Source organism: Streptomyces collinus Tu 365 (assembly GCF_000444875.1).
GTDB lineage: Bacteria > Actinomycetota > Actinomycetes > Streptomycetales > Streptomycetaceae > Streptomyces > Streptomyces collinus_A.
Genome location: NC_021985.1, coordinates 2,440,843 through 2,453,599 on the forward strand (window position 1 = coordinate 2,440,843; position 12,757 = coordinate 2,453,599).

At 71.2% G+C, this 12,757-nt stretch carries 10 protein-coding genes and 1 tRNA gene; 6 read left to right on the top strand and 5 right to left on the bottom strand.

The window, feature by feature from the left end; all coding sequences use genetic code 11:
* Positions 1-92 precede the first annotated feature (92 nt).
* Genes B446_RS10425 through B446_RS10440 form a run of 4 tightly spaced genes read left to right on the top strand, consistent with a single transcriptional unit; the run spans position 93 to position 4,538 of the window.
* Positions 93-1,025 carry a branched-chain amino acid ABC transporter permease gene (locus tag B446_RS10425; RefSeq protein WP_020939391.1) on the top strand — a complete coding sequence of 311 codons (933 nt, stop codon included), beginning with the start codon at positions 93-95 and terminating at the stop codon, positions 1,023-1,025.
* A 5-nt stretch (positions 1,026-1,030) separates the two neighbouring features.
* Positions 1,031-2,872: a branched-chain amino acid ABC transporter permease gene (locus tag B446_RS10430; RefSeq protein ID WP_020939392.1), complete on the top strand. Its 1,842-nt coding sequence runs from the start codon at positions 1,031-1,033 to the stop codon at positions 2,870-2,872.
* 5 nt (positions 2,873-2,877) lie between these two features.
* On the top strand, positions 2,878-3,825 hold the full coding sequence (locus tag B446_RS10435; protein ID WP_020939393.1) for an ABC transporter ATP-binding protein: 948 nt from the start codon (positions 2,878-2,880) through the stop codon (positions 3,823-3,825).
* Complete coding sequence (locus B446_RS10440; protein WP_020939394.1) at positions 3,822-4,538, top strand: ABC transporter ATP-binding protein; 717 nt, start codon at positions 3,822-3,824, stop codon at positions 4,536-4,538. The genes B446_RS10435 and B446_RS10440 overlap by 4 nt, the downstream gene beginning before the upstream one ends.
* Positions 4,539-4,644: 106 nt before the next feature.
* On the opposite strand, the gene B446_RS10445 is transcribed toward B446_RS10440, so the two are convergent.
* Positions 4,645-5,298, bottom strand: a complete 654-nt coding sequence (locus tag B446_RS10445) for an ANTAR domain-containing response regulator (RefSeq protein WP_020939395.1) — start codon at positions 5,296-5,298, stop codon at positions 4,645-4,647.
* 100 nt (positions 5,299-5,398) lie between these two features.
* On the opposite strand from B446_RS10445, the gene B446_RS10450 reads away from it, so the two are divergent.
* Positions 5,399-5,473 (top strand) — tRNA-Leu (locus tag B446_RS10450).
* A gap of 66 nt (positions 5,474-5,539) precedes the next feature.
* Here the strand turns inward: B446_RS10450 and pyk are convergent.
* Positions 5,540-6,976: a pyruvate kinase gene (gene pyk / locus B446_RS10455; RefSeq protein WP_020939396.1), complete on the bottom strand. Its 1,437-nt coding sequence runs from the start codon at positions 6,974-6,976 to the stop codon at positions 5,540-5,542.
* 215 nt (positions 6,977-7,191) lie between these two features.
* The gene (locus tag B446_RS10460) at positions 7,192-7,887 is read right to left on the bottom strand and encodes an SIMPL domain-containing protein (protein WP_020939397.1); all 696 of its coding nucleotides are present in this window, start codon (positions 7,885-7,887) and stop codon (positions 7,192-7,194) included.
* Between the two features lie 149 nt (positions 7,888-8,036).
* Here B446_RS10460 and B446_RS10465 point away from each other — a divergent pair, with 149 nt between their 5' ends.
* Entirely contained in the window at positions 8,037-9,842 is a 1,806-nt protein-coding gene (locus tag B446_RS10465; RefSeq protein ID WP_020939398.1) for a bifunctional metallophosphatase/5'-nucleotidase, read from the top strand.
* 81 nt (positions 9,843-9,923) lie between these two features.
* Here B446_RS10465 and B446_RS10470 read toward each other — a convergent pair whose 3' ends face one another.
* Entirely contained in the window at positions 9,924-11,330 is a 1,407-nt protein-coding gene (locus B446_RS10470; RefSeq protein ID WP_020939399.1) for a lysine N(6)-hydroxylase/L-ornithine N(5)-oxygenase family protein, read from the bottom strand.
* On the bottom strand, positions 11,327-12,685 hold the full coding sequence (locus B446_RS10475; RefSeq protein WP_020939400.1) for a pyridoxal phosphate-dependent decarboxylase family protein: 1,359 nt from the start codon (positions 12,683-12,685) through the stop codon (positions 11,327-11,329). The genes B446_RS10470 and B446_RS10475 overlap by 4 nt, the downstream gene beginning before the upstream one ends.
* Positions 12,686-12,757 lie beyond the last annotated feature (72 nt).

The following is a 12,757-nucleotide window of genomic DNA, read 5'->3' on the forward strand; positions in this document are numbered from 1 at the left end:
GAGCCGCGCGGGGCGCTGTTCCACTGGCGCCCCGCGCGGACTCGCATCCGGCTTCATCCGTCGAACTTTCCGAACGTCTCGGAGGACATGCGGTGAACGAACTGCCGCAGCAGCTGGTCAACGGCCTGCTACTAGGATCCATGTACGGGCTGGTCGCCATCGGCTACACGATGGTCTATGGCATTGTCCAGCTCATCAACTTCGCCCACGGCGAGATATTCATGACCGGCGCGTTCGGCGCGCTCACGGTCTACGCGTACATCCTTCCCGACGGCACCTCGATGTGGGTGGCCCTGCCGCTGATGCTCGTCGGGGCCGTCCTCGTCGCCGTCACGGTCGCCGTCGGGGCGGAACGGTTCGCCTACCGCCCGCTGCGCACCGCCCCGCGCCTCGCGCCGCTCATCACCGCCATCGGCCTCTCGCTGGCCCTGCAGCAGGCGGTGTGGGCCTGGTACCCGGGCGCCAAGTCCGCCCGTACCTTCCCGAGCATCCCGGGCGGCCCCTTCGAGATCGGCAACGTCACCATCCAGACCGGCGACGTCTTCCTGGTCGCCGCGGCACCGATCAGCATGGCGATCCTCGCCTACTTCGTGATGCGCACCCGCACCGGCCGCGGCATGCAGGCCACCGCGCAGGACCCGGACACCGCGAAGCTGATGGGTGTCAACACCGACCGCATCATCGTGATCGCGTTCGCCCTGGGCGCCGCCTTCGCCGCCGTCGGTTCGGTCGCCTACGGCCTGAAGTACGGTCAGATCGACTTCCGCATGGGCTTCATCCTCGGTCTGAAGGCGTTCACCGCGGCCGTCCTCGGTGGTATCGGCAACATCTACGGCGCCATGCTCGGCGGCCTCGTCCTCGGTGTCGCCGAGGCTCTGTCCACCGCCTACATCGCGGACATCCCCGGCATGGACAAGTTCGGCAGCCAGTCCTGGGCAGACGTCTGGGCGTTCGTACTCCTCATCCTCGTGCTGCTGTTCAGGCCACAGGGCCTGCTCGGCGAGCGCGTCGCGGACAGGGCGTGACACCGATGACCACACAGACCACCGCATCCGAGACCCCGGAGACCCCGGAGACCGCGAGCGCTCCCGAGGCCGCGCGGACCGGCCTCATCGGCCTGCCCACCGCCTTCGGCCGGGCCCTCGCCACCGGCGGCGGCGCGCTGACGATCGTCTCCACCTTCCTCGCCTGGACCTGGACCGCCGCGTTCCCCGGCGACCTCACCGTCTACGGCTACCCGGGCGGCCTGCAGGTCCTCGTCCTGATCGGCGGCGTCCTCACCACCCTGTTCGGCCTCGCCTCCTACGGCGTCAAGGGCCTGGGCCGGCTCGCCCCCGGCAGCGCCGACAGCGCCGTGAAGACGGCCGCGCTCGGCACCTTCGCCACCGCCTGGTACACCGTCATCGCCATCAGCGCCAAGCTCGGCGGTGTGGTCAACCTGGAGCCCGGCGGCTACCTCGTCGCCGTCGCCACGCTGGCCGCCCTGGTCGGCGCCCTGGCCCTGCCGTTCGAGCGGCCGGCCCCGGACCCCATCGACCCCGACGACTCCTCCTGGGAGAAGTTCCGGCACGCCCGCCGCCAGGACTGGAGCACCTTCAAGGCGGCCTTCGCGGCCGAGGCCCCGGCCCCGGGCCGGAAGCTGCCCGCGTACGCCGAGATCCTCGTCATCGTCGCGGCCATGGCGCTCGGCCTGCTGGTCTTCACCTACGGCATCGGCACCGAGTACGACGAGCTGTTCATCGGCTTCCTGATCACCGCCGGTTTCGGCTTCGGCGCGCTCGCCAAGGCCGGGCTCGTGGCCCGGGTCTCGGCGATCACCGCGCGGCACCGCAACATCACCATGACCGGCGCCTTCCTCGCCGCGGCCGCCTTCCCCTTCACCCAGTCCGACGACCAGTACGCGACGATCGGCGTCTACATCCTGATCTTCGCCACCGTCGCGCTCGGCCTGAACATCGTCGTCGGCCTCGCCGGCCTGCTCGACCTCGGTTACGTCGCCTTCCTCGGTGTCGGCGCCTACACCGCGGCCCTGGTCTCCGGTTCGACGTCCTCGCCGCTGCACGTCAACATGCCGTTCTGGGCCTCGGCGCTGTGCGGCGCGGCCGTCGCCATGGTGTTCGGCGTCCTGATCGGCGCCCCGACCCTGCGGCTGCGCGGCGACTACCTCGCCATCGTGACGCTCGGCTTCGGTGAGATCTTCCGCATCACCGTCCTCAACATGGACGGCACCTCGGGCCCGGACGTCACCAACGGCTCCAACGGCATCTCCTCGATCCCGAACCTGAACATCCTCGGCTTCGACTTCGGCCAGGAGCACCAGCTGTTCGGCGCCACCGTCGGCCGGTTCGCGAACTACTTCCTGCTGATGCTGCTCATCACGCTCATCGTCGTGGTGGTGTTCCGGCGCAGCAGCGACTCCCGCATCGGCCGCGCCTGGATCGCCATCCGCGAGGACGAGACGGCGGCGCTCGCCATGGGCATCAACGGCTTCCGGGTCAAGCTCATCGCCTTCGCCCTGGGCGCCTGCATGGCCGGCCTCGCCGGTTCCGTCCAGGCCCACGTCACCTACACGGTGACCCCGGAGCAGTACCAGTTCGCCCACGTGGTGCCGCCCAACTCGGCGTTCCTGCTGGCCGCGGTGGTGCTCGGCGGCATGGGCACCATCTCCGGCCCGCTGGTCGGCGCCTCGCTGCTGTACCTGATCCCGGCCAAGCTCCAGTTCCTGGGCGACTACCAGCTGTTCGCCTTCGGTGTCGCGCTCGTCCTGCTGATGCGCTTCCGCCCCGAGGGCCTCATCCCCAACCGGCGCCGCCAGCTCGAATTCCACGAAGAGACCGAAGCGCCCGCCGTCCTCAGCAAGGCAGGGGCCTGAACACCATGACCACCGACACCACCACCCAGGACGCCGCACCCGGCGCGTCCGCCCCCGGCGAGGTCGTGCTCGACGCCCGCGGCGTCACGATGCGCTTCGGCGGCCTGACCGCCGTGCGGGGCGTCGACCTGACCGTCAACAGCGGCGAGATCGTCGGTCTGATCGGCCCCAACGGCGCCGGCAAGACCACCTTCTTCAACTGCCTGACGGGCCTGTACGTGCCCACCGAGGGCGAGGTCCGCTACAAGGGCAACGTCCTGCCGCCGAAGTCCTTCAAGGTCACCGCGGCCGGTATCGCCCGCACCTTCCAGAACATCCGGCTGTTCGCCAACATGACGGTCCTGGAGAACGTGCTCGTCGGCCGGCACACCCGCACCAAGGAGGGCCTGTGGTCCGCGCTGCTGCGCGGTCCGGGCTTCCACCGCGCGGAGAAGGCCTCCCGCGAGCGGGCCATGGAACTGCTGGCGTTCGTGGGTCTGGAGAGGAAGGCCGAGCACCTGGCCCGCAACCTCCCCTACGGCGAGCAGCGCAAGCTGGAGATCGCCCGGGCGCTGGCCAGCGAGCCCGGTCTGCTGCTCCTCGACGAGCCGACGGCCGGCATGAACCCGCAGGAGACCCGGGCCACCGAGGAACTGGTCTTCGCCATCCGGGACATGGGCATCGCCGTCCTCGTCATCGAGCACGACATGCGCTTCATCATGAACCTGTGCGACCGGGTGGCCGTGCTCGTGCAGGGCGAGAAGCTGATCGAGGGCGACAGCGCGACCGTCCAGGGCGACGAGCGGGTCGTCGCCGCCTACCTCGGCGAGCCGTTCGAGGAGGCTCCCGGCGACGAGGAGGCCGCCGAGGTCGAGGCGGCCGAGGCGCAGGCCGGGGCCGCGGCGGACACCGCAACCACGACGGACGCCGACACCACGACGGACGCCGCGCCCGGCAAGGAGAACGACCGATGACCGCACTGCTCGAAGTAGAGGACCTGCGGGTCGCCTACGGCAAGATCGAGGCCGTCAAGGGCATCTCCTTCAAGGTCGAGGCCGGCCAGGTGGTCACCCTCATCGGCACCAACGGCGCCGGCAAGACGACCACCCTGCGCACGCTCTCCGGTCTGCTCAAGCCGGTCGGCGGGCAGATCCGGTTCAACGGCAAGTCGCTGAAGAAGATCCCCGCGCACCAGGTGGTGTCGCTGGGGCTCGCCCACTCCCCCGAGGGGCGGCACATCTTCCCGCGCATGACCATCGAGGACAACCTGCGCCTCGGCGCGTTCCTGCGCAGCGACAAGCCGGGCATCGAGAAGGACATCCAGCGCGCCTACGACCTCTTCCCCATCCTCGGGGAGCGCAGGAAGCAGGCCGCCGGCACCCTCTCCGGCGGTGAGCAGCAGATGCTGGCGATGGGCCGGGCGCTGATGTCCCAGCCCAAGCTGCTGATGCTGGACGAGCCCTCGATGGGCCTGTCGCCGATCATGATGCAGAAGATCATGGCGACCATCGCCGAGCTGAAGTCGCAGGGCACGACGATCCTGCTGGTCGAGCAGAACGCCCAGGCGGCGCTCTCGCTCGCCGACCAGGGCCATGTCATGGAGGTCGGCAACATCGTCCTCTCCGGCACCGGCCGTGACCTGCTGCACGACGAGTCCGTGCGCAAGGCCTACCTCGGCGAGGACTGACCTCCGCCCGACCGGCCACCGGCACGACGAGGCCCGCGCCCCCTTCTCCGGGGCGCGGGCCTCGTCGTGCCGGTGGCCGGCGGCCGGTGGCGCCGGCCGGGGGCGGTCAGCCCTTGGCGGCCTTCTTCTCCTCGCTGTCCGCGATGACCGCCTCGGCGACCTGCTGCATCGACATGCGGCGGTCCATGGAGGTCTTCTGGATCCAGCGGAAGGCGGCCGGTTCGGTCAGGCCGTACTCGGTCTGGAGCACCGACTTCGCGCGGTCGACCAGCTTGCGGGTCTCCAGCCGCTGGCTGAGGTCGGCGACCTCCTGCTCCAGCTGCTTCAGCTCGGTGAAGCGGGAGACGGCCATCTCGATGGCCGGCACGACGTCGCTCTTGCTGAACGGCTTCACCAGGTAGGCCATGGCGCCGGCGTCCCGGGCGCGCTCGACGAGGTCGCGCTGCGAGAAGGCGGTGAGCATCAGGACCGGGGCGATGGACTCCTCGGCGATCTTCTCCGCCGCGGAGATGCCGTCGAGCTTGGGCATCTTCACGTCGAGGATCACCAGGTCGGGGCGGTGCTCACGGGCCAGCTCCACGGCCTGCTCGCCGTCACCGGCCTCGCCGACGACGGTGTAGCCCTCCTCCTCGAGCATCTCTTTGAGGTCGAGCCGGATCAGGGCCTCGTCCTCGGCGATGACGACTCGGGTCGTCAGCGGAGGCACGTGCGACTTGTCGTCGTCGGGCGCGTCTACGGGCTGGGGCGACTCGGCGGTCACGGGGGCTCCTCGTTCAGGGCAGGTGCACTGCTGACAAGAGCCTACCTAGCTACGGTATGGTGGACGCGCGGAGGGTCGGGGGAAACCTTTGATTCTGCGAGCCCCGGTAGCCCAATTGGCAGCAGGCAACGGATTCAAAACCCGTACAGTGTCGGTTCGAGTCCGACCCGGGGCACTTTTCCTTCGCTTCCAAGGTCAGCATATCGGCGGGCCCCTCTCGGATGAGGGGCCCTTCGCGTGTTCACCGGGGGCTGTCGTCCTCGCCGATGTGGTGCACCCGGACCATGTTGGTCGCGCCGGAGACACCGGGCGGGGAGCCCGCCGTGATGACCACGACGTCACCCTTCCGGCAGCGGCCGTACTTCAGCAGCAGTTCGTCCACCTGGTCGACCATGGCGTCCGTGGAGCCGACCGGCGGACCGAGGAAGGTCTCGGCGCCCCAGGTCAGGCTGAGCTGGGAGCGGGTGGCCTGCTCGGGGGTGAAGGCCAGCAGCGGGATCGGCGAGCGGTAGCGGGACAGCCGGCGGGCGGTGTCTCCCGACTGGGTGAAGGCGACCAGGAACCGGGCGCCGAGGAAGTCGCCCATCTCGGCGGCGGCCCGGGCGACCGCGCCGCCCTGGGTGCGCGGCTTGTTCCGCTCGGTCAGCGGCGCCAGGCCCTTGGCGAGGATGTCCTCCTCGGCGGCCTCGATGATCTTCGCCATGGTCCGCACGGTCTCGATCGGGTGCTTGCCGACGCTGGTCTCGCCGGAGAGCATCACCGCGTCCGTGCCGTCGATGACCGCGTTGGCGACGTCCGAGGCCTCGGCGCGGGTCGGGCGGGCGTTGTCGATCATCGAGTCGAGCATCTGGGTGGCCACGATGACCGGCTTGGCGTTGCGCCGGGCCAGCTTGACGGCGCGTTTCTGCACGATCGGGACCTGCTCCAGCGGCATCTCCACGCCGAGGTCGCCGCGGGCGACCATGATCCCGTCGAAGGCGGCCACGATGTCGTCGATGTTCTCGACGGCCTGCGGCTTCTCCACCTTGGCGATGACCGGGAGGCGGCGGCCCTCCTCCGCCATGATGCGGTGCACGTCGTCGGCGTCCCTGCCGCTGCGCACGAAGGAGAGGGCGACGACGTCGAAGCCGGTGCGCAGCGCCCAGCGCAGGTCGTCCTCGTCCTTCTTGGAGAGGGCGGGGACGGAGACGGCCACGCCGGGGAGGTTGAGGCCCTTGTGATCGGAGATCACCCCGCCCTCGACCACCCGGGTGCGGACGCGCGGCCCGTCGACCGCGGTGACCTCCAGGCAGACCTTGCCGTCGTCCACGAGGACCCGCTCACCGGGGGTGACGTCACCGGCGAGGCCCGCGTAGGTGGTGCCGCAGCGGTGACGGTCGCCCTCGACGCCCTCCTCCACGGTGATGGTGAAGGGGTCGCCGCGTTCAAGGAATACGGGGCCCTCGGCGAAGCGGCCCAGCCGGATCTTCGGACCTTGAAGGTCGGCGAGGATTCCGACGCTGCGGCCGGTTTCGTCGGCCGCCTTCCGCACCCGCCGGTAACGCTCCTCGTGCTCGGCGTGCGTGCCGTGGCTGAGGTTGAACCGGGCGACGTCCATTCCGGCCTCGACCAGTGCCTTGATCTGGTCGTACGTGTCGGTGGCGGGGCCCAGAGTACAAACGATCTTTGCTCGGCGCATGCTTCGAGCCTAGGGCTTACCGGCCGGTAGAGAATCCGGGCTACATGGCCACTCAACAACCGTTGGGTAAAGGGTTATTGACAAGTGTTGAATTGTGCGATGGCCCGCTCCTATGAGCGAATTCGCCGGGCGCATTCGGCGTGCCACATGCGGTGGTCACCTGCGGTGGACCCATTTCCGGTGACACATTCGGCGCATGACGGTTTCCGGCCGGATCAGAGCCGCGGGGGCCGCATCGTGAAGCGTGCGGTGATCCGGGCGGCGACGCGCAGCCGCTGCGGTTCGAGGTCCAGCGGTCCGGCGGGCTCGTCCGCGGCCGCCCGGGAGAACCGGCGGGTCCCGCGTTCGAAGGTGGCGCGGGCCGGGTGGCCGCCCTCGGCGCCGCCGTCGTCCAGCTCGATCAGCGCGTCGACGGAGGTGTCCAGGGCCTCGGCGTACTCGCGGGCCCGCCGCAGCGCCTCGGCGACCGCCCGCCGCCGGGCCTCGGCGTGCACCGGCGAGCCGGCGCGCAGGGACCACCAGGGGCCGTCCACCCGGGTCAGCTCCAAGTCGGCCAGCCGGGTGGTGAGTTCCGCCAGCGCGGTGAAGTCGGTCAGCTCGGCGCCCAGGTGCACCTGGCCGTGGTAGCCGCGCACCCGCTCGCCCCGGCCGTGCTCGGAGAGTTCGGGGGCGAGGGTGAAGGCGCCGGTGGACACGTGCTCCACCGCCTGCCCGTAGGACTTGACCAGGTCGAGGGCGGCGGCGTTGCGGCGGGTGAGGTCGTCGAGGGTGGCGCGGCGGTCGCGGCCCCGCGCGCCGACGGTGACGCCGATCCGGGCGACCTCGGGCTCGACCTCGAACTCCGCCTCGCCGCGGACCACGAGCAGCGGGGCGTCGGGGGTGCCGTACGGGCCGGCCGTCGCTGAGGTCATACGTCCCACTCTGTCACGCGCTTGCCGTTCGGCAGACCTGAGTTCAGGCAATCGGTCACCAGATCGAAACCTTCCGGACCTGTTGCGGTCCGTCATGACCGGGTCAGAATCTACGCGCGTCATTGACCATTCCCGGAGGAGACCGAAAGATGCCGTTGAACCGCCGGAAGTTCCTGAAGAAGTCCGCCGCCACCGGGGCGGGAGTGGCGATCGCCGGTGCGGCGGCGGCCCCGGCGGCCGAGGCGGCGGAGGCGAAGGGTGCCGCCCGGCACGTGAAGCGTCACTCGCTCACCGTCATGGGCACCACCGACCTGCACGGCCACGTCTTCAACTGGGACTACTTCAAGGACGCGGAGTACTCCGACAAGGCCGGCAACGCCATGGGCCTGGCCCGGATCTCGACCCTGGTCGAGCAGGTCCGCGAGGAGAAGGGCCGCTGCAACACCCTGCTGCTGGACGCCGGCGACACCATCCAGGGCACCCCGCTGACGTACTACTACGCCAAGGTCGACCCGATCACCGCCAAGGGCGGCCCGGTGCACCCGATGGCGCAGGCGATGAACGCCATCGGGTACGACGCCGCGGCGCTCGGCAACCACGAGTTCAACTACGGCATCGAGACCCTGCGCAAGTTCGAGGACCAGCTCGACTTCCCGCTGCTCGGCGCCAACGCGGTGGACGCCAAGACGCTGAGGCCGGCCTTCCCGCCCTACTACGTCAAGAAGGTCCACGTGCCCGGCGCCCCGCCGGTCAAGGTCGCCGTCCTCGGGCTGACCAACCCCGGCATCGCGATCTGGGACAAGGCCTACGTCCAGGGCAAGCTGAAGTTCGAGGGGCTGGAGGAGCAGGCCGCGAAGTGGGTGCCGAGGCTGAAGGCCCTCGGCGCGGACGTGGTCGTGGTCTCCGCCCACTCGGGCACCTCGGGCACCTCGTCGTACGGCGACCAGGTGCCGTACGTGGAGAACGCGGCCGTCAACGTGGCCAGGCAGGTGCCCGGCATCGACGCGATCCTGGTCGGCCACGCCCACCTGGAGATCCCGGAGCTGAAGGTCACCAACGACCGCACCGGGAAGACGGTCGTGCTGTCGGAGCCGCTGTGCTACGCCGAACGGCTGACGCTCTTCGACATCGAGCTGGTGTTCAGCAAGGGCCGCTGGACGGTGGAGTCGGTCTCCGCCTCGCTGCGCGACTCGAAGACCGTCGCCGACGACCCGAAGATCACCAAGTTGCTCGAGGACGAGCACGCGAAGGTCGTCGCGTACGTCAACCAGGTGGTGGGCCGGGCCACCGACACCCTGACCACGGTCGACGCCCGCTACAAGGACGCCCCGATCATCGACCTGATCACCAAGGTCCAGGAGGACGTGGTGAAGGCGGCCCTGGCGGGCACCGAGTACGCCGCGCTGCCGGTGGTCGCGCAGGCCTCGCCGTTCTCCCGCACCTCTCAGATCCCGGCCGGCGACGTGACCATCCGCGACCTGTCCAGCCTGTACGTGTACGACAACACGCTGGTCGCCAAGCTGATGACGGGCGCCCAGCTGCGGGCGTACCTGGAGTACTCGGCGGAGTACTACGTCCAGACGGCCGCCGGCACCGCCGTCGACGTCGAGAAGCTGACGAACGCCGGCGGCCGCCCGGACTACAACTACGACTACGTCTCGGGCTTCGCGTACGACATCGACGTCGCCCAGGCGGCCGGTTCGCGGATCAAGAACCTCACCTACAACGGGGCCGCCCTCGACGACACCCAGCAGTTCGTCCTCGCGGTGAACAACTACCGCGCGAACGGCGGCGGCGCGTTCCCGTACGTCGCCACGGCCAAGGAGCTGTGGTCGGAGTCGACGGAGATCCGCACCCGGATCGCGGAATGGGTCACCGCCAAGGGCGTCCTGAACCCGAAGGACTTCGCCTCCGTGGACTGGAAGCTGACGCGCGAGGGCACGCCGGTGTTCTAGGAGTACGCGCACGACTGACCGACGGCACCGGTGGGGTCTTCCCGCCGGCGCCGTCGGCGTGTCCGCCGCGGCTGCCGGAGCTCAGTCGGCGAGCGGGGTCAGCCGCTTGCCCTCGCGGGCCGTCGGCACCCGGGAGCCGGGCTCGTCGAGCCCGAACGTGGTGAACGCCGTCCTGGCCGGCAGCGGGTAGGGCTCCTTGCCGGTGAGGGAGTTGAGGATGGAGGCGCTGCGCCAGGCGGCGAGGCCGAGGTCGGGGGCGCCGACGCCGTGGGTGTGCAGTTCGGCGTTCTGCGCGTAGAGCGCTCCGGTCACCGACGGGTCGAGAACGAACCGGAACTGCTCGTCGATGCGCGGGCGTTCGGCGCTGTCGCGGCGCAGGTAGGGGTCGAGCCCGGCGAGGATGTGGTCGAGCGGGCGTTCGCGGTAGCCGGTGGCGAGGACGACGGCGTCGGTGGCGAGCCGGGAGCGGCTGCCCTGCTGGACGTGTTCCAGGTGCAGTTCGACCCGGGTGGCGGCGATGCGGCCGGCGGTGCGGACGCGGACGCCGGGGGTGAGGACGGCGTCCGGCCAGCCGCCGTCCAGGGTGCGGCGGTACAGCTCGTCGTGGATGGCGGCGAGGGTGGCTGCGTCCACACCCTTGTGCAGCTGCCACTGGGCGGCGACCAGCCGGTCGCGCACAGGCTCGGCGAGGGCGTGGAAGTAGCGGGTGTGGTCGGGGGTGAAGTGTTCCAGGCCGAGCTTGGAGTACTCCATCGGCGCGAACGCCTCGGTCCGGCCGATCCAGTGCAGCTTCTCGCGGCCGGCGGGGCGGTGGCGCAGCAGGTCGAGGAAGATCTCGGCGCCCGACTGTCCGGAGCCGACGACGGTGACGTGCCCGGCGGCGAGGAGGGCCGCGCGGTGGTCGAGGTAGTCGGCGGCGTGGACGACCGGGACGCCCGGCGCCTCGACCAGGGGCCTGAGCGGCTCGGGCACGTAGGGGACGGTGCCGACGCCGAGGACGATGTTGCGGGTGTAGGTGCGGCCCAGCGCCTCGGCCTCGCCGTCGGCGTCGAGCTGGGTGAAGTCGACCTCGAAGACGTCGCGTTCGGGGTTCCAGCGGACGGCGTCGACCTGGTGGCCGAAGCGCAGTCCGGGCAGGTGCTGCGAGACCCAGCGGCAGTAGCCGTCGTACTCGGCGCGCTGCATGTGGAACCGCTCGCCGAAGTAGAAGGGGAACAGCCGCTCGCGGGTTCTGAGGTAGTTGAGGAAGCTCCAGGGGCTGGTGGGGTCGGCGAGGGTGACCAGGTCGGCGAGGAAGGGCACCTGGACGGTGGCGCCCTCGATGAGGAGGCCGGGGTGCCATGCGAAGCCGGGGCGCTGTTCGTAGAAGACGGCGTCGAGTTCGGCGAGCGGGTGGGCGAGCGCGGCGAGGGAGAGGTTGCAGGGGCCGATGCCGATGCCGACCAGGTCGCGGGGGGACTCGGGCTCGTGGCGTGGGGGCGTGGTCATGCGGGGGTTGTTCCTTCCACGAGTTTCAGGAGCTGGGCCAGTTCGTCCGGCCGGGTGTGGGGGTTGAGGAGGGTGGCCTTGAGCCAGAGACGGCCGTCGAGGCGGGCCCGGCCGAGGACGGCCCGGCCCTCGTGCAGCAGCCTGCGGCGCACGGCGGCCACGGCGTCGTCGTCCGCGGCCGCGGGCCGGAAGAGGACGGTGCTGATGACGGGCCGGTCGTACAGTTCGAAGCCGGGGTGGGCGCGGACGAGTGCCGCGAACTCCTCGGCGTGCGCGCAGACCTGGTCGACGAGGGCGCCCAGGCCGCGTCGGCCCAGGGTCTTCAGGGTGACGGCGGTCTTGAGGACGTCCGGGCGGCGGGTGGTGCGCATGGAGCGGCCGAGCAGGTCGGGGAGGCCGGCCTCGGTGTCGTCGTCGGCGTTGAGGTAGTCGGCGCGCTGGTGGAGGACGGCCAGTTCGTCCGGCCGGGCCACGGCGAGGAGGCCGGCGGCGGCCGGCTGCCAGCCGAGTTTGTGCAGGTCGAGGGTGACGGTGTGGGCGGTGTCGAGTCCGGCGAGCTTGTCCCGGTGGCGGTCGCTGAAGGCGAGGCCCGCGCCGTAGGCGGCGTCGACGTGCAGGCGGGCGCCGTGGGCGGCGCACAGGCGGGCGATCTCGGGCAGCGGGTCGATGAGCCCGGCGTCGGTGGTGCCGGCGGTGGCGGCGACCAGCAGGGGGCCGGGGAGGGTGGTCAGGGCCGCGTCGAGGGCGGCCGGGTCGAGGGTGCCGCCCGGGGCGGGGACGACGACCGGGTCGGGCAGGCCGAGCAGCCAGGCGGCACGGGGCAGGGAGTGGTGGGCGTTGGCCCCGCAGACCAGCCGGACGCTGCCGCCGTGGGCCTCGCGGGCGAGCAGCAGGGCGAGCTGGTTGGACTCGGTGCCGCCGGTGGTGACTAGGGCGTCGGCGAGGCCGACGTGGTGGGCGAGGGCGCGGGTGACCCGGGCCTCCAGCGCGGAGGCGGCCGGTGCCTGGTCCCAGGAGTCCAGGGAGGGGTTGAGGGCGCTGGCGGCGAGGTCGGCGGCGGTGGCGACGGCGAGCGGCGGGCAGTGCAGGTGGGCCGCGCACAGCGGGTCCCCGGGGTCGACGGCGCCCTCGGCGAGGGCGTGCACGAGGGCGCGCAGGGCGTCGGGGTCGCCGTCGTCCGGCAGGACCTCCCCGAGGGCGTCGGCGACCCGCGCGGCGACGGCGTCGGGGCCGCCGGCCGGGAGCGGCCCGCCGCGGGCCCGGGCGCCGGCGGCGAGGGCGTCGAGGACGGTGTCCAGGAGGGGGCGCAGGGCCTCGGGGCCGTCGGGTCCTGAGGCGAGGGGCGGCATGCTCATGGGCTCTCCTCGGGGGCGCGGTGGCGGGGCCGGGGTCCCGGTGCGCGGGTGGCGGGGGTTCCTCCGCGGGAT

Bases quoted from the DNA above. Each gene is read 5' to 3' on its own strand.
- B446_RS10430 (WP_020939392.1), top strand. From the start codon at position 1,031: ATGACCACACAGACCACCGCATCCGAGACCCCGGAGACCCCGGAGACC.
- B446_RS10435 (WP_020939393.1), top strand. From the start codon at position 2,878: ATGACCACCGACACCACCACCCAGGACGCCGCACCCGGCGCGTCCGCC.
- B446_RS10440 (WP_020939394.1), top strand. From the start codon at position 3,822: ATGACCGCACTGCTCGAAGTAGAGGACCTGCGGGTCGCCTACGGCAAG.
- pyk (WP_020939396.1), bottom strand. From the start codon at position 6,976: ATGCGCCGAGCAAAGATCGTTTGTACTCTGGGCCCCGCCACCGACACG.
- B446_RS10460 (WP_020939397.1), bottom strand. From the start codon at position 7,887: ATGACCTCAGCGACGGCCGGCCCGTACGGCACCCCCGACGCCCCGCTG.
- B446_RS10465 (WP_020939398.1), top strand. From the start codon at position 8,037: ATGCCGTTGAACCGCCGGAAGTTCCTGAAGAAGTCCGCCGCCACCGGG.
- B446_RS10470 (WP_020939399.1), bottom strand. From the start codon at position 11,330: ATGACCACGCCCCCACGCCACGAGCCCGAGTCCCCCCGCGACCTGGTC.
- B446_RS10475 (WP_020939400.1), bottom strand. From the start codon at position 12,685: ATGAGCATGCCGCCCCTCGCCTCAGGACCCGACGGCCCCGAGGCCCTG.